The 16,131-nt window shown below is 70.4% G+C and carries 15 protein-coding genes; 10 read left to right on the forward strand and 5 right to left on the reverse strand.

Features of this window, described 5'->3' with window-relative positions:
* Positions 1-525: 525 nt before the first annotated feature.
* Positions 526-1,569, reverse strand: coding sequence for a ferredoxin--NADP reductase (locus HOV91_RS01925; RefSeq protein WP_174183660.1), 1,044 nt, complete (start codon positions 1,567-1,569; stop codon positions 526-528).
* Positions 1,570-1,644: 75 nt separating this feature from the next.
* Between HOV91_RS01925 and HOV91_RS01930 the strand changes: the two genes are divergently transcribed.
* The 8 genes from HOV91_RS01930 to HOV91_RS01965 all read left to right on the forward strand — a co-directional run bounded on the left by HOV91_RS01930 (position 1,645) and on the right by HOV91_RS01965 (position 10,886).
* Positions 1,645-3,057 (forward strand): class I adenylate-forming enzyme family protein, encoded by a 1,413-nt coding sequence (locus HOV91_RS01930; RefSeq protein ID WP_174183661.1) that lies wholly within the window; start codon positions 1,645-1,647, stop codon positions 3,055-3,057.
* Positions 3,035-3,937, forward strand: coding sequence for an acyl-CoA dehydrogenase family protein (locus HOV91_RS01935; protein WP_174183662.1), 903 nt, complete (start codon positions 3,035-3,037; stop codon positions 3,935-3,937). Before HOV91_RS01930 ends, HOV91_RS01935 begins: the two co-directional genes overlap by 23 nt.
* Complete coding sequence (locus tag HOV91_RS01940) at positions 3,924-5,012, forward strand: acyl-CoA dehydrogenase family protein (protein ID WP_174183663.1); 1,089 nt, start codon at positions 3,924-3,926, stop codon at positions 5,010-5,012. Before HOV91_RS01935 ends, HOV91_RS01940 begins: the two co-directional genes overlap by 14 nt.
* 1 nt (position 5,013) lies before the next feature.
* Positions 5,014-5,781, forward strand: coding sequence for an enoyl-CoA hydratase/isomerase family protein (locus tag HOV91_RS01945; protein WP_174183664.1), 768 nt, complete (start codon positions 5,014-5,016; stop codon positions 5,779-5,781).
* A gap of 344 nt (positions 5,782-6,125) precedes the next feature.
* Positions 6,126-7,976, forward strand: a complete 1,851-nt coding sequence (locus tag HOV91_RS01950; protein WP_174183665.1) for an SCO2524 family protein — start codon at positions 6,126-6,128, stop codon at positions 7,974-7,976.
* Between the two features lie 11 nt (positions 7,977-7,987).
* Entirely contained in the window at positions 7,988-8,902 is a 915-nt protein-coding gene (locus HOV91_RS01955; protein ID WP_174183666.1) for an SCO2523 family variant P-loop protein, read from the forward strand.
* The gene (locus HOV91_RS01960; protein ID WP_174183667.1) at positions 8,903-9,913 is read left to right on the forward strand and encodes an SCO2522 family protein; all 1,011 of its coding nucleotides are present in this window, start codon (positions 8,903-8,905) and stop codon (positions 9,911-9,913) included. It begins immediately after the preceding gene.
* A gap of 1 nt (position 9,914) precedes the next feature.
* Complete coding sequence (locus HOV91_RS01965; RefSeq protein WP_174183668.1) at positions 9,915-10,886, forward strand: SCO2521 family protein; 972 nt, start codon at positions 9,915-9,917, stop codon at positions 10,884-10,886.
* Positions 10,887-10,898: 12 nt separating this feature from the next.
* Here the strand turns inward: HOV91_RS01965 and HOV91_RS01970 are convergent, their stop codons facing one another.
* The 3 genes from HOV91_RS01970 to HOV91_RS01980 form a co-directional block, all read right to left on the reverse strand.
* Entirely contained in the window at positions 10,899-11,720 is an 822-nt protein-coding gene (locus HOV91_RS01970) for a hypothetical protein (protein ID WP_174183669.1), read from the reverse strand.
* A gap of 2 nt (positions 11,721-11,722) precedes the next feature.
* Entirely contained in the window at positions 11,723-12,199 is a 477-nt protein-coding gene (locus HOV91_RS01975; RefSeq protein ID WP_174183670.1) for a GNAT family N-acetyltransferase, read from the reverse strand.
* A 133-nt stretch (positions 12,200-12,332) separates the two neighbouring features.
* Positions 12,333-13,097, reverse strand: a complete 765-nt coding sequence (locus HOV91_RS01980) for an SDR family NAD(P)-dependent oxidoreductase (RefSeq protein ID WP_174183671.1) — start codon at positions 13,095-13,097, stop codon at positions 12,333-12,335.
* A 123-nt stretch (positions 13,098-13,220) separates the two neighbouring features.
* On the opposite strand from HOV91_RS01980, the gene HOV91_RS01985 reads away from it, so the two are divergent.
* Positions 13,221-14,366 (forward strand): thiolase family protein, encoded by a 1,146-nt coding sequence (locus HOV91_RS01985; protein WP_174183672.1) that lies wholly within the window; start codon positions 13,221-13,223, stop codon positions 14,364-14,366.
* 31 nt (positions 14,367-14,397) lie between these two features.
* Positions 14,398-15,279: a methylmalonyl Co-A mutase-associated GTPase MeaB gene (gene meaB / locus HOV91_RS01990; RefSeq protein WP_312884427.1), complete on the forward strand. Its 882-nt coding sequence runs from the start codon at positions 14,398-14,400 to the stop codon at positions 15,277-15,279.
* A gap of 8 nt (positions 15,280-15,287) precedes the next feature.
* On the opposite strand, the gene HOV91_RS01995 is transcribed toward meaB, so the two are convergent.
* Positions 15,288-16,103, reverse strand: a complete 816-nt coding sequence (locus HOV91_RS01995; RefSeq protein ID WP_174183673.1) for an acyl-CoA thioesterase — start codon at positions 16,101-16,103, stop codon at positions 15,288-15,290.
* Between the last annotated feature and the right edge of the window lie 28 nt (positions 16,104-16,131).

The following is a 16,131-nucleotide window of genomic DNA, read 5'->3' on the forward strand; positions in this document are numbered from 1 at the left end:
GGCGCCGTGTTCGTAGCTGCCGGGCGCAACGTGCTAGTGCCTGCGGGCGTGCGGCTTGCTCGTGTCTGCGGGGTGCAACGTGCTGATGTCTGCGGGAGTGCGGCTTGTTTGTGTCCGGCGGGTGCAACGTGCTGATGCCTGCGGGGGGTGCGGCGTGCTCGTGTCTGCCGGGCGCAACGTGCTAGTGCCTGCGAAGTACAGCGTGCTCGCGCCTGCCGAGCGTAAGGTGCCTCCACCTGCCGGGCGTAACGGTGGTCGCGCCTGCCAGGCGTGACGTGGTCGCGCCGGTCGGGCGTAACGTGTTCCCGCCTGACGAGTAGCGGCGTGCTCGTAGCTGCCGGGCGCGACGTGGTGGTGTCTGCCGGGGCGCGACGTGCTCGTGTCTGCCGGGTGTAAACGTGTTCGCGCCTGCCGGGTGGCGGTGTGCTCGTGCCTGCCGGGCGCATTTCGTGCCGACGGCGCGCGCACTGGTCCGGTGCGGCGGCCCGGGTGCGGCGCTCGCCGCCGCGTGGAACCGCCCGGCGCTCACTCGTAGTCGACGGTGATCGTGTCGGTGTCGGGCACGGCCTGGCAGGTGAGGACGTAGCCGTCCGCGAGTTCGTCATCGGTGAGCGCGTTGTTCTGGCGCAGCGTCGCGCTTCCCGAGGTCACCTTGGCGATGCAGGTGGCGCAATTGCCCGCTTCGCAGGAGAACGGCGGCGCCAGCCCGCCTCGGCGGGCGCTCTCGAGCAAGGTCTCGCCGTCCTTGCGCGGCACCGTCTTCCTCTTGCCGTTGAGGATGATGGTCACGGCGCTCGCCGCCGCGCCGGTAGCGGAAGCCGCTGCGGCAGGACGGGTCTCGACGGGCGCCGGGCTCTCGGCCGGAGCGTCGGGAAGCGGCGCGGGGGCGCCGAACCGCTCGCTGAACACCAGCCCAGGACCCGGCAGCGCCAGTTCGACCATCTCCATGAAAGCCTCCGGCCCGCAGACGTACTGATCGGCGTGCCCGTCGGCGCCGACGAAGGCGCGCACCGCCGCGGCGTCGAGGAACCCGCCCTCGCTGTCCAGGTGCCGGACCACCTCGAGCCGGTCCGGGTAGCGCCGGGCGAGCTCGGTCAAGGCCGCGTCGAAGAGCATCGAATCGGCGTCGCGGTCCGCGCACAGCAACCGGACCCGCCGCCGCGTGCCCGCCAGCGCGCACTTGGTGAGCGACAGGATCGGCGTGATGCCACTGCCGCCGCTGAAGCCGAGCATCGGCACACCGGTCTCGCGCAAGCAGAATCGTCCTGCTGCCCTGGTCATCTCGATCTCATCGCCCTCGGACAGGTTGTCGTGCATCCAGTTCGACACCGCCCCGCCGGGCACCCGTTTGACGGTCGTCATCAGTTCGCCGTCGGTCTCCGGCGCGCTGGACATGGAGTACGACCGGAACAGCTCCGTGCCGTTCACGGTGATCTTGAACGTGCAGAACTGCCCGGCGCGGTAGGTGATCGGCCCGTCGTGCGGCGCGAGCACGAACGTGCGCGCGTCGGCGCTCTCCTTCACGATCCGGGTCACGGTCGCGCGCTGGAACAAAGAGGGTCTCGCCATGAACCGTGTCCTCCTGGTATGAAGATTCTATCCGAATGAGAATTATATTCTCACTCACGAGACGGGATCTCTCAAATGTCCTCGACCACCGTTTCGAGCGCGCTCGTCTTCGAGGGGCGTTCCTATACCAGGACCGAGCTCGACGATCTCGCGGCCGGTCTCGCGGCCGAGCTGGCCGACGGCGGCGTGCGGGCGGGCGACCGGGTGGCGCTGATGTCCTCGAATCGGCCGGAGTTCGTCGTCGCCGTGCTGGCGATCTGGCGGCTGGGCGCCGCGGCGGTCCTGATCAGCCCGGCGTACAAACGTGCCGAGGTCGCGCACGCGGTGGCGGTCACCGGGCCGCGCCAGGGCGTCGGCGACAGTCCGGTGCTGGCGGCGTTGCTGCCGATGCGGCACCTGGACGCGCCGATCGTCCCCGGGCACGGCGGCGGTACGGCGCCGGACCCGGCTTCGGACGCCGTGCTGGTGTTCAGTTCCGGAACCACCGGCATGCCGAAGGCGGTGCGGCACACGCACGCCTCGCTGGCATTCGCCGTGCGGCAGTGGGCGCAGGTGCTCGGCCTGACCGCGACCGACCGGATCCAGATCGCCACGCCGCCGTCGCACATCCTCGGCCTGCTGAACATCGTGACCGCGCTCCAGGTGGGTGCGTGGATGCGGCTGCACCGCCGCTTCGACCTGGAGACCATGCTCGGCTGCATCCAGGACGACCGGATCACCGTCGAGATGGCGGTCGCGCCGATCGCTCTCGCCCTGGCTGGGCACCCGGAGCTCGAGTCCTACGACCTCGGTTCCCTGCGATACATCATGTGGGGCGCGACGCCGGTGACGGTCGCGGTGGCCCAGACCGTCACCCGGCGCACCGGGGTGCGCTGGTTGCCCGCCTACGGCGCGAGCGAACTGCCGGTCATCGCGTGCAACCCGCTCGCGGGTGCGCGGCTGGACACCGTCGGCAAGGCCGCGCCGGGGGTGCATATCCGGGTGGTCGCGCTGGAGACCGGAGAACTCCTGCCCCCCGGGGAGATCGGCGAGATCCAGTGCCGCGCCGAATCGGTGATGGCCGGCTACCTGCCCGCCGAGGAGACCGCAGGCGCCTTCCACGACGGCTGGTACCGCACCGGCGACGTCGGCTACGTCGACGAGGAAGGCTGGATCCGGCTCACCGACCGGGCCAAGGAAATGATCAAGGTGCGCGGATTCCAGGTGGCGCCCGCCGAGATCGAAGCGGTCCTGCACGGCCACCCCGAGGTGACCGACTGCGCCGTGTTCGGGGTGCCCGACGCCGCGGACGGCGAGGCGGTCGTCGCGGCGGTGTCCGGCGCCGCGGCGGTAACCGCGGACGAGCTGATCGCCCTGGTGGGCGAGCGCCTGGCCACCTACAAGCGACCGCGTCGCGTCGTGTTCGTGCCCGAGATCCCGCGCCTGCCCTCGGGCAAGGTGCTGCGCCGAGTACTCAAGGAGCGCTATGGACGTCCGTCTGACCGATGAACAGCGGCAATTGCGCGGCGCCGCCGCGAAATTGGCCGACGACCTCGGCCCGGGCTCGGTGGCCGAACTCGACGACGAGAACCGCCGCGCGCGCTTGGAGCGAGCCGTGGCCGCGACCGGATGGCGAGCCCTGCGCACCGACGGGGCCTCCGGTGTGGAGGTCGCGATCGTGGCCGAGGAGTTCGGCCGCGGTCTGGTCGACGTGGCCTTCCTCGGGCCGGTGCTGGCCGACGACCTGGGCGGGCGACTCGGCGCCGAAGGGCGCTGGACCATCGCCGTCGGCGACCGTGCCATCGACGCGCGCGGCAGCGATTCGGCGCTGCTCCTCACCGGCGAGCAGGTCCAGGCCGCACCGGTGGGCGCGCCGCTCCCCGGCGCGGACCTGACCCGGCGGACCGCGACGGTGGCGGACGAACGCCGACACCTCGGCGAGCTGACGGCCGACCAGGCCACCCGGTGGCACGCACTCGCCGTCACCGCGACCACCGCCGATCTGCTCGGCGTCGCCCGCGGCGCCCAGGGGCTCGCGGTCGAATACGCGAAGGTGCGCGAGCAATACGGCCGCACGATCGGGTCGTATCAGGCGGTGGCGCATCTGCTGGCCGAGAACCAAGCGCTGATCGAAGGGGCGATCAGCGTGCTGCGGCACGCGGCCTGGGCCGTGGACGAACTGGCTCCGGCGCACGCGTTGCAGGCTGCGCGGATCGCCAAGGTCTACACCGCGCGGGCCGCCCGCACCGTCTGCGAGACGACGATCCAGGTGCACGGCGGTATCGGCAACACCTGGGAATGCCTCGCCCACGTCTATCTGCGGCGCGCGCTGGTCTCGACCGAACTGTTCGCCGTTCGTCTGGAGGAGATCGACCTTGGACTTTCGTGACGCACCGCAGGAGGCCGAATTCCGCTCCCGGCTGCGCGCCTGGCTGGCCGAGACGGCCGGGCGGTTCCCGACTTCGGGCGACGACTACTGGGCGCGCCAGGGTGAGTGGCATCGAGCGCTGTACGCGGCCGGATTCTTCGGGTTGTCCTGGCCGAAGGAGTTCGGCGGCCACGAGCTGCCCCCCGTCTACGACGTGATCGTGGACGAGGAACTCGCGCTCGCCGGGGCGCCGCCGCGGCCCAGCCTCGGGTATCTCGTGCACGGCCTGGGCCGCCACGGCGGCAAGGAACTGCAGCAGCGCTTCCTGCCCGGCATGATCGACGGCACCCAGCGCTGGTGCCAGGGTTTCAGCGAGCCAGGCGCGGGCTCCGACCTCGCCTCGCTGCGCACCACCGCCACCCGCGACGGCGACCACTACGTTGTGCACGGTCACAAGATCTGGACCAGCTACTCCGACGTCGCCGACTGGTGCCTGCTGCTGGCCAGGACCGACCCGGCCGCGCCGCGGCACAAAGGCATCTCGGCGTTCGTGATCGCGATGGACCAGCCCGGCGTGCAGCAACGGCCACTGGCCATGATCAGCGGCGTCACCCGGGAATTCGGCCAGGTGTTCTTCGACGGCGCCACGGTGCCCGCCGATCAGATGGTCGGCGAGCCCGGCGACGGCTGGAAGCTGGCGATGACCGTCGTCGGGCACGAACGCGAGCCGTCGACGCTGGGCTACGCGGCCCGCTACGGAAAACTGGTGCGGCAGTTGGCCGCCCGGCTCGACGGCCCGGCCCCGGCGGAACTGGTCTGGGCGGCGGTGCACACCGAGATGCTGCGCCTGCACGTGCGGCGGCGGCTGTCCGAACAGCTGGACGGGGTGGTCCACGGCCCCGACGGCTCGCTCGACAAATTGCTCATGACCTGGGTCGACCAATCGGTCGGGCACGCGGCGCTCGCGGTCGGCGGCACGGACGACACCGAACTGCTCGGCAGCTACCTCTACAGCCGCGCCCAGAGCGTCATGGGCGGCACCTCGCAGATCCAGAAGAACATCATCGCCGCGCGCATCCTCGGATTAGGAGTTTGACATGTACGACCTGCCGGAAGAGATCCACGTCGAGGCCGACGGACCGCTGCGCGTCATCACGCTCAACCGGCCCGACGCGCTCAACGCCGTCAACGACGACCTGCACACCGGCCTGGCTCGGCTCTGGCCCCGGCTCTCCGACGACCGCGCGGCCCGCGTCGCGGTGCTCACCGGCGCGGGCAAAGCGTTCTCCGCGGGCGGGGATTTCGGCTATCTCGCCGAGCTGGGCCGCGACGCCGACCTGCGCGCCAAGACGATCGCGCACGGCCGCGACATCGTGCTCGGCATGGCCCGCTGCCGGGTGCCGGTGATCGCGGCGGTGAACGGCCCCGCGGTCGGCCTGGGGTGCAGCCTGGTCGCGCTGAGCGATGTCGCCTACATCGCCGAGACCGCGTACCTCAAGGACCCGCACGTGCAGGTGGGCCTGGTCGCGGCCGACGGCGGACCGCTGACCTGGCCGCTGCACACCAGCCTGCTGCTGGCCAAGGAGTACGCGCTCACCGGCGCGAAGATCCCGGCCGAGCGGGCCCGCGAGATGGGTCTGGTCAACCATGTGGTCGCCGACCCGCGCACCGAGGCGCTGGCCTGCGCGAAACGCATCCTCGAACTGCCACGCCAAGCGGTCGAGAGCACCAAGCGCCTGCTGAACCTGCACTTGGAACGCGCGGTGCTGGCCACCCTGGATTACGCGACGACCGCGGAAGATCTGTCCTTCCAGACCGAAGACTTCCGCGCGGTGATCACCGCCCTCACCGCCGATCGGAACTGACGCCGCGGCGCCGGTCGCGGGCAGCGGCCGGCCCGCGCCGCGATTCCGCAGTGCGCCCGGCCGGTAGCCGTCGATTCGCCTGTGGAACGCGCTCAGGTGCGCGGATCGCCGTCGCGGCACGCCGGAAGCCGACGTGTCGACGAAGGCGCGCCGACGGATCCCGGCCAGCCACACGGCGGCAAAGCACTCCCGCCACGAATTCACGGAAGCCTCTGCCGCGCAAGATAATTCGCAGCAAACGGCGGCGTCGCAAAGTGCTTGGCCAAGTGAACCTCCGCAAGGCACACTCTATGTAACGACGTCCGGCGCCGCCGGTCGAACGCGGGGGCGAGGTCCGACAGCAGATGAGGATTCGGCCGAGGCAGCAGCTGCTCGAGCTGTGGCGAGCGCTGCTCGCCTGCTCCTACCGCGACGGGACCTGGCAGTGGGGCGGGCGCGACGGCGCCAATTCGATCAGCGACGCCGAACAGCTGCTCTGCCTGCTGTATCCGGCGACCGAGATCGACGCGTTCGCGCTGGACCAGCCGAACGACATGAGCCCCGACGTCAGAGCCGCGCTCGCCCCCTTCGGTGAGGAGACCCGCATCGGTGGTGTCCTGGTCGCCCTGGTGGAGGACTATCTGCGCCGCTACACCGGGCCGGACGGCGAGCCCGTCTTCGCCGCGGGCTCCTACTTGCGCTCCGGCGACGACAGCCCGCTCACCGAAGGCCAACTGGCGGTGGAGATCGTCGACTCGTATTCGATGTCGCTGAGCCTGTGTATCGCGGCGTTGCGTTTCCTGCGCGGCTTCCAGCGGTTCGTCAGCGGCGAGGTCCGGCTGGAGGCCCGGCAACTGCGCGAGCGGATCCCGACGGTGATCGAGCAGGCCAGCGCGCGGCTCACCGCGGCGATGGCGGGTCTGGTGCGCAGTTTCGTCATCCACACCCCGGAGCCGAGGACCGAGTTCGGCCGGTCGATCGTCTACATGCTCAACCAGACCCGCACGCCGGCCGACGAGATCATCGAACGGCTGTCGGCGCAGCTGGAACGCCTGCGCGTGCAGGCGGCCAACGAGGTCAGGCTCAGCCAGACCACCGAGGTCGATATCGCCGACGACGGGCGGCTGTTCGAGTGCGGATGGAGCTGGGGCATCGTGCACAGCTCCGAACCCATCGAGATCGTGCCGGGCCGGGTCAGCAGCGCGATCGGCCACGCCGAACCCCGTCCCTACCTGTACTTCACGGCGGTGGCACTGGACGGCATCATCGACCTGTCGTCGCAGCGCATCCGGGAACTCGACCTGTTGACCGACCAGCAGCGCATCCTCGCCGACGCGTTGCAGTTGCGCTTCGAGCTGACCCGCAACTACTGGTCCAGGGTCGCCCGCTTCGGCAGCGGCCGCTGGCCGCTGGAGGACATCCCGTGGCGCACCTCCGACGGGGAGGAATCGGAGTACTTCAGTCTCGTCATCGCCGCCATGCTCATCCAGGACCTGGTCCACCGGGACAGCACCGAGGATCTGTCGCGCACGGTGGCGGTGCTCGACCAGCTGGCCCGCCGCGGGCGCATCACCAGCCGGTTCACCGTCGAAGATCCGGCGGCGCCGCTGCACTATCCGGGTGTGCGGCTGAATCTGGCGGGCAGCGAGGAGGTCGCACCCGGCCCTCCGCTGGTCTGGTACGTGCCCGATTTCGCGACCATGCTGCTCAAACGCTGCCTGCAGGCGGCGAGTCTGCGCACCGACGTGGACACCCGCGACCAGCTGATGGCGCTCGCCGAAGCGGCCATGGAACACCTCGACCAGCGAGTGCTGCGCGACGGCGAGGTGATCGGCCTGTGGGACGACATCGGCAGGCTGGTCGGCTCCGGGGACCCGAAACCCGACGGGCCGTCCTGGTTCGTCACGGAGCGGATGATGGAGTGCCTGGTCATCGCCTACGGCACTTTCGAGCAGCCCCCGCTGGCTCCACAGTCGATGGTCGCCCGCGCGGTGGATCTGCTCAGTGAGGCCGAACATCTGCTCAATCAGGAGGAACTGGAGATCGAGGGCCCGGATCTCTCGCCCAAACAGGCCGCCGTCAACCGGATCCGGCAATCGCTCGACCGGGCCCGCCGCGTGCTGCGCGAGCGTCCCGGTACCGCCTACAGTCTGGCCACCCAGGCGCTGGTGCAGCTCGACGAACTGGCGTACGCCCGCCGGGACGCGACACGGTAGGGGATGGCACGGTGCTGGTGTTCTCCACCTCCGACAAGGGCGGCACCGGCCGGTCGGTGACCAGTTGCAACATCGCCTACCGGCTGTGCCGTTCCGGCTTCAACGTCGCCTACGCCGACTTCGATCTCGGTTCACCCACCGCAGGCGCGCTGTTCGAGATCGGCGCGGCCGAACGCGGCGTGCCGCGCGGCGGCGTGCATTCCTACCTGCTCGGCGAGAGCGGAACCGTGGCCCGGCTCGATGTCGGCGCGGCCACCGACCGGCCGGAACTGCGCCGCATCGGCCCCAACTCGGGGCGACTGGTGCTGCTGCCGGGGGACGAGGGCGGCGCGGAGTTCCTCACCGACGACGACGCGGTGGTGCAGCGCTGCGCGGAACTGCTGGTGGCGCTGGATCAGGAGTTCCGCGTGGTGATCGTGGATCTCAGCGCGGGCCGTTCGGCGGCCCTGCAGATCGTGCTGCAGGCCACCGCCCTGCCCCAGTTGCGTGGGCGCGTCGCCCGATGGTTGATCTTCCACCGCTGGACGCGCCAGCACATCCTGGCCGCCGCCGGTCTGGTGTACGGCTCGCACGGACTGCTGAAGGCAGGCGCGGAATGCGGTCACGACCCGGAGGAGTTGCTCGGCTCGGTGCGTTACGTGCGCACGGCGGTGCCCGACGCCAACTGGGACGGGGTCGCCCAGCGCCCGGCGCAGGCCGCGTGGCTGCAAGAGCAGGACACCGCACTGCGGCGGCTGGCCACCGCCAAACGGCTCGGCGCCACCGCCGTCCTCGGCTCCACTCCGATCGAGCCGGTGTTGCAGCGGCGCGAACAGCTCATTCTCGACGCCGACGTCAACGCCCAGATCGCCAACGAGGCGACCGCGTCGGCCTATGCCGAACTGGCACGCCGCCTGGTCGACATCGCCACCTGGGAAAGGCTGTAGATGCGGGATACACAGGGCTACAGCGAGGCGACCGAACAGCCTCGGATCGCGTCGGTCCCGTTGTCGCACTTGTCGATCGAGGTCGGGCACTTCTATCTCAACGACATCACCTCCGATATCGCACGGGTCGGCGCGGAGTTCCGCCGCATCGTGCCGCTGGTGTCCGCCTTCGTCGAGTCGGCCAAGGTGCAGTACGGCCCGAACGCCCGGGTGAGCACCTGCTACCTGATCGACGACTACTTCCAGCCCGACACCGATCCCTCCGCCATCCTCGCCAAGCTGCTGGACGCCGCGGAGGAATCCGGATTGGTCATCGACTATCTGGCGCGTGAATCCGGCTGCTGGCGGGCGTCGAAGTTCGTCGACGGCGTGGCGTTCGGCGAGGCGATTCCGGTGGCGGAGATGGTGGCCGCGCGCATCGTCGCCGAGCCTGCACCGCCGAGCACCGGCCGCAGACCGCCGACCGCGGAGTCGGGATGGCTGTGCAACGGGCGGCGGTCGTCGGAGGACGAACGCGGTCAGGCCATGCGCCAGCGCACCTATCAGCCGCCGGAGGAGTTCGGCCGCCGGGAGCACTCGATCTTCCTCGACGTGGAATTGTGGAGCAGGCACGTGGTCGACGGGGTGACGGTGACGCGCTGGTCGTGCCCGTTCCTGGCGGCCGTCTGGCATCTGTTGCGGCTGGGCATGCTGCGCTATCACGGTGACGCCGTGGTGGAGCCGCAACCATGGGCTCGTGCCGATCTCACGCCGCGGCGCTGGCACGACATTCCGCCGGTGGTGCAGCTCAATCCGGCCGCCGCGCCGTTCGCCGCCTACAAGACGCTGTCGATGCTGCCCAAGCGGTACATCGGTATCGAGCACGCGGTACGGCTGGTGCTCGACCACCTCGATCTGGACGACGACGTGGTCGAGCAGATCATCGCCCGGGGCGGCGACGAGGTTCCGCCGGTGCCGGTACCGCGCGAGGTCAGCGAACGTCTCTCCCACCTGCTGCTCGACGGGACCTGAGATGGCCGCGACCACGCCCCTGGTCGTCCTCGGTGAAGTGCGCACCTGCCTGCTGCCGTCGACGACCGCGCTGACCGCAGCGGAGGCCTGTGATCTGCTGGCCCTCATGCCCGGCTGCACGGTGCGGTGGCGGGAGCGGCCGGGCACGCTGGCGGTGTCGCCGACCACGGCGGTCGGCGTCGACTGTGATCTGAGCTTGGGCGAGGAGTCCGCGCACATCGTCGGAACCGTGGCGACCAGCGCGGTCTTGTCCGGCGGACGCGTGCTGCAGTCCACCGCGCTGACCCGGGTGGTGCGCGCCACGAGCCGGCGCAGACAGACCTGGTCGCACTACCTCAGCCAGAAGGGCGTGACCGAAGTCATCAGCCGCATCCCCGGAGGATCGACTGCCGGTGCGGGTTTGGCCGAGGGGTATCTCACCGGGGCGGTCGACGCCGAGACACTGGACCTGGCCTCGATCAGCGAACGCCTGCTCGCTCACCTGCGCGCCGACACCAGGCTGGATCAGCAGCCGCCGGTGCGGGCGGGCACGACCCGGCTGCGCTGGGTAGCCCGAGTGGGGGGCAGCACGGGTCCCGCGGCCGCGCTGCACTTGGACGACGCCACCCTCCGCACGGTTCGGCTGATCGTGCGCGAGGAGAAGGATCTGGATGCGGCGCAGCGATTCTGCGAGGATCTGGCCGCGCACGACTGGCTGCTGACCGTCGTCGCCGACGCGCTGGCCGAAGCCGACCGTTTCCCCTCGCACAGCCGGGAACGCACCGACATCCTGGCCCCGGTGCTCGAAGACCTCACCGGGCTGTGGATGCCGGGAGCGCACACCCCGGCATCGATGCGCGCGTTGTGGCGGGAGTTGCAGGTCGATCCCGGCTTGTCCCGGCAGTGGAACACCCTGGTCGCCCGGCTTCGCGACCGCATCGCCGTGGCGACCCTGAACGCGCTGCGGCACAAGGCTTTCGAGGCCGAATGGTAGCGGCCGATCCGGCTAAATCCGGAACCACTTGCGCACCAGCAGGGCGAAGAACACCGACATCGATACGGTGCCGGTCCACGCTTCCACCGCGAACAGCGGCCGGGCGGCCGGGCGCAAGTTCTCGGTGTCACCGGGGCCCAGCGGATTGATGAAGCTGGTCACGCACGTGTAGACGGTGGCAGCCGGTGAAGCGTTTCCGCTCAGCAGCAAGGCGGCGACGGTGAACAGCACCAGCTGCACGGCAACCCAGCCGAGTAGCCAGGACGGCCGGTACCCGTGGCCGCACAGCACATACGACAGCTGCCCCGTCCAGCGCCTGCGGCCCGGCGGCAGGGCGAGGGTGCGCGCCCGCGCCAGTCGCAGGCCGCAGCGGTCCTCGGCTTCGTCGTCCTCGTTCATGCGGTACAGCGCGGCGCCTCTGCGGTATGCCAGGGCGGCATGCGCGGGCAGGCGCGCAGCCGCGAGCTGGGCGCCCAACTGCTCGTACTCCTCGGCCAGCATGGTGTTCTGCCGACTGCTCAGCCGCAGCGGCCCGCGGAATTCGATCTCCGCGGCCAGCAGCGCCGCCGGGATCGCGCTGGGCACCCGCCAGCCCGCTTCGTCGGGCCTCGGCTGGCGCGCGGCGGCGTACAGGTGCCGGAACACCAGGGAGTCGGAGTGGCGCCGCGCGGTGGGCGGGTCGTAGTCGGCGAGGATCGCCTCGGCATGCGCGGCGAACTGCTCCAGCGCTTCCTGCTCGCTACGGCCGCCCCGGTCGAGCTCGGCGGTGTATTCGTCTGCGCGGCGGGTGATCCTGGTCGAGAACGAAGCGACGAAGGGCGAAATCTCCCCCATGGTCACGAGTCTAGCGGTCTGCCCCTCAGCCGGTACTCGAAAACGTCCCGGGGCTCACCCGGCCCGAAATACCGGTCGTCGTGCCGGACGAATTCGAATCCGGCTCGCTTGAACAGATCGCTCGCCAGCTGGTTGTCCGGCCGGACGGTCAGGTACATCACCTCGGCGCCCACGGTCCGGCACGTCTGCAGGGTGCGCTTCAGCAGCGCGCGGCCGTAACCCTCACCCTGGTACCGCTTGGCCACCGCGAACGTGAACAGCAGCGCCCGGCCGGATTTCGCCAAGGTCAGCGCGTAACCGATCACCGCACCGTCCACCTCCGCGACCAGCCACTCGGAGCCGTGCAGGTCGAACAGCTGGCGCAGCATCAGATACCGGTACGGCTCGGCGAACACCTCGGCCTCGATGGCCGCGATGTCTTCGATATCGGCGAAGCACGCCTGCCGGTATTCCGGCTCGGACGCTGTTGCGATGCTCATACGCTCCCTACTGCCAGGGCATAGGCCGTACGGTTCCAGAGTAGAACGTCGGTCGTCGACCGCGTCAGTGTAGGACTCGCGGAATCGTTCGGCCGGGCAGCGGGGCCGCATGTGTCGCCCGCCGTCGCGGCGGCTACTTCGGCGGGAAGCGCAGGGCGCCGTCGAGCCGGATGACCTCTCCGTTGAGATAGTCGTTCTCGATGATGGCCGTGGCCAGCTTGGCGTACTCCTCGGAACGGCCCATGCGCTTGGGGAACGGCACCTGCGGGCCCCAGTACGCCTCCAGTTGGTCGGCGGCCTTGCCGTAGGCGGGGGTGTTCACCGTGCCCGGGGCGATCGTGACCACGCGGATGCCCACCGGTGACAGGTCACGGGCGGCCACCAGGGTCATGCCGACCACGCCGCCCTTCGCCGCCGCGTAGGGCAGCTGCCCGATCTGGCCTTCGAACGCGGCGATCGAGGCGGTGTTCACGATGACGCCGCGACCGCCCTCCTCCTGCGGATCGGTCCGCGCGATCGCGGCCGCCGAAAGACGCAGGACGTTGAACACGGCGGTCAGATAGAACTCGATGGTGGTGCGGAAACCGTCGAGTGGCAGTGGCGCGCCGTCCTTGCCGATCAGGCGGCCGCCGGTCGCCGGACCGCCGTGGGTGTCGACCGAGATGCGCAGCGGCCCGAGCGATTCCGCTTCCGCGATGGCGGCGAGAACGGAGCCCTCGTCGGTGGCGTCGGTGTGCACATAGCGGATCCCGAGTTCGGTCTCGAGCTGCTTGCCCTTGTCGTCTGCGACGTCGGCGACGACGATCTTGGCCCCCGCGGCGTGCAGGCGCCGCACGGTCGCCTCACCCAGGCCTCCGGTCCCGCCGACGACGAGCGCGGAGCTTCCACTGATCTGCATGGCGTAATCCTATCTTGCAACTATGACTCTCATTTTGAGAAAATAATATTCTCATGACTCTCTCGGCATGATCACCGAAAAGTCGCCGCGCCGCAATCGCGTCGCCCGGAATGGAGGCCTGCAATGCCCGAAGCCGTCATCGTGTCCGCCCTGCGGACGCCCATCGGTACCGCACGGAAGGGAACGCTGCGCGACACCAACGCCTTCGACCTGGCCCACCATGTGGTGGGCGCGGTCGCCGATGGCCTCGACCCGGCTCGGATCGATGACGTCGTCCTCGGCGAGGGGCGCTACGGGGGTGGCGTGCTGGCCCGGCACGCGGCCGTGACCACGGGGCTGACCACGGTGCCGGGCCTGGCACAGAACCGGCACTGCGCGGCGGGAATGTCCGCGGTGCACACCGCGGCGGCCGGGATTCGCGCAGGCATGGACGAACTCGTGATCGCGGGCGGCGTGAATTCCGAGTCCACCGCACCCAAAGCGCGCTTCCGGGTCGGCGAGGACGAGTGGATCGATCCGTGGGTGTCGCCGAGTCACCCGGACCGCCCGGACGCCCCCGCGCTGGACATGTCCATCACCGTGGGCTGGAACGCGGCGGTCAAGGCGGGCATCTCCCGGGCCGATCTGGACGCCTGGGCCTATCGTTCGCACCGCAACGCGATCGCCGCCATCGACGAGGGCCGGTTCAAGGAAGAGATCGTGCCCATCGAGACCCCGCACGGCCTGTTCGACACCGACGAGCATCCCCGTCGCGACACCAGCCTGGAGAAATTGGCCTCGCTCAAAGTGCTGCACCCGGAGATCGAGGGCTTCTCCATCACGGCGGGCAATGCGTCCGGGGCCAACGACGGCGCCGCCGCGCTCGCCATCGCCAGCGACCGCTTGGGCTTGCCCCCGCTGGCCTACATCCGTTCGTGGTCGTCGGTGGGCGTCGATCCGGCCGACACCGGCCTCGCGCCGATCGAGGCGATCACCAAAGCGGTCTTCCGCGCCGGTATCTCGCTGTCCGCAGTGCAGTTGATCGAGATCAACGAGGCGTTCACCTCGGTGCCGATCGCGGCCATCCGGGCATTGGACCTCGACCCGGAGAAGGTGAACGTCAGCGGGAGCGGTTGCTCGCTCGGGCACCCCGTGGCCGCGACCGGAGCCAGGATGATCGTCACGCTGGTGCACGAATTGCGCCGCCGCGGCGGGGGTCTCGGGATCGCGGCGATGTGCGCAGGCGGCGGAATGGGCGCGGCCACGGTCATCGAGGTGCTCGCTCCGTGACCGGAACGGGTAGCGGCGCGCAAGGGTGGGCGTGATCCAGGAGCGGGCGACCGTCGCCGAGTTGCTGGCCCAGGCGCGTGCCGGGTCGGCACGGGCGACGGGCCGGTTGCTCAGCCTGGTCGAGGGCGACCGCCGCGACGAGGTGCAAGCGGCTCTGGCGCCCGGGACCATTCGGGTGATCGGCGTGACCGGCCCGCCCGGCGCGGGCAAGTCGACGACGATCGCGGCGCTGGTCGGCGTCTACCGGGAGCGCGGGCTGCGGGTCGCGGTCCTCGCGGTCGACCCGTCCTCCCCCTACAGCGGCGGAGCACTGCTCGGGGACCGTATCCGGATGGCCCAGCACATCGACGACCCCGGTGTGCTCATCCGGTCGCTGGCGACGCGCGGGCACCTCGGCGGCCTGTCCGCCGCGGTGCCCGCCGCCATCCGCCTCCTGGCGGCTCTGCGCTACGACGTCGTGCTCCTGGAGACCGTGGGCGTGGGCCAGTCGGAGATCGAGATCGCGGCTGTCGCCGACCCCACGCTGGTGATCCTGAATCCCGGTGCGGGCGATGCGGTGCAAGCCGCGAAGGCGGGCCTGCTGGAGGTGGCCGACCTGCTGGTGGTGAACAAGGCCGACCGGGAGGGCGCCGAACAGACCGTGCGCGATCTGCGGGCGGAGTCCGGCGTGCCGATCCTCACCTTGGTCGCCGCGCGCGGCGAGCGGGTCGCCGAACTGGCGGAGGCGATCGAGGCGCACCATCGCGCCGACACCCCGGCGCGGCGCACGGCTCGGGCTCGCGCGCAGATCCTTTCGCTGGCGCAGACCCGGTTACGCGCGCACGCCGAGCTGGACCGGCTTGCCGCCGCCGTCGCGGCGGGCGAACGCGATGCCTACAGCGCGGCCGAGTATCTGCTGCCGCGGTCGGGGTGAGGCGGTCCTCACTCCTGGGGGATGCGCACCATCGCTTCCTGCGCGTAGGAAGCCACCAGTGTGCCGTCCTCGGTGAGGATGTCGCCGCGGCCGTAGGCGCGGGCCTGCGCGAGCAGCGGACTGTGCTGGCGCAGCAGCAGCCATTCGTCGGTGCGGAAGCGCCGATGGAACCACAGGGTGTGCGACGTGACGGCGGAGACGAACGCGGTGCCGTTGCCGCTCTGCGCGTACCCTTCCAGCGGCAGCAGCGCCGTGCCGATGAGGGTGAGGTCGGTGGCATAGGCGGCGAGCGCGGGCGCCAGCGCCGGATCGACCTCCGGAGTGCGCATCCAGAACTCGAACTCCGGTGCGGCGGTGCCGAGATCGTCGAGGTCGACGGCGGCGCGCGTCTCCCAGGGCAGCAGGTCCCACTGCACCTTGTGCTCGGCGGACAACAGCGGGGGCGCCGCCGCGACGGTCTGCCGGTGCGGCCCGTCCTCCTCGGCGTGCAGCGAGACCGAGGCCGTCGCCACGACCCCGCGGGACTGCTCGGCGAGCAGTGACACCGTGGCGAAGGAGCGGCCCGCGTGGTGGCGGTGCACCCGGTACCGGATCGGCTCGTCGGTGCGGCCCTCGCGCACGAACACCGTGTGCACGGACTTGACCGACCTGTCCGGGACGCCGGCCGCGGCCGCCCGGACGAACTGGCCGAGCAACTGCCCACCGAACACCCGGCTGTAGGCCAACCGCAGGTTGCGGCCCTCGAAGCGGGCGTCGGCGTCGTCGCCGGCCGGTGTCACGGACAAGTCGAGGCAGGAGACGAGATCACTCCACAAATCGGGCATGAACCCGAGTGTAAGTCAAATTCTCTTG

The organism is Nocardia barduliensis (genome assembly GCF_013315795.1).
GTDB lineage: Bacteria > Actinomycetota > Actinomycetes > Mycobacteriales > Mycobacteriaceae > Nocardia > Nocardia barduliensis.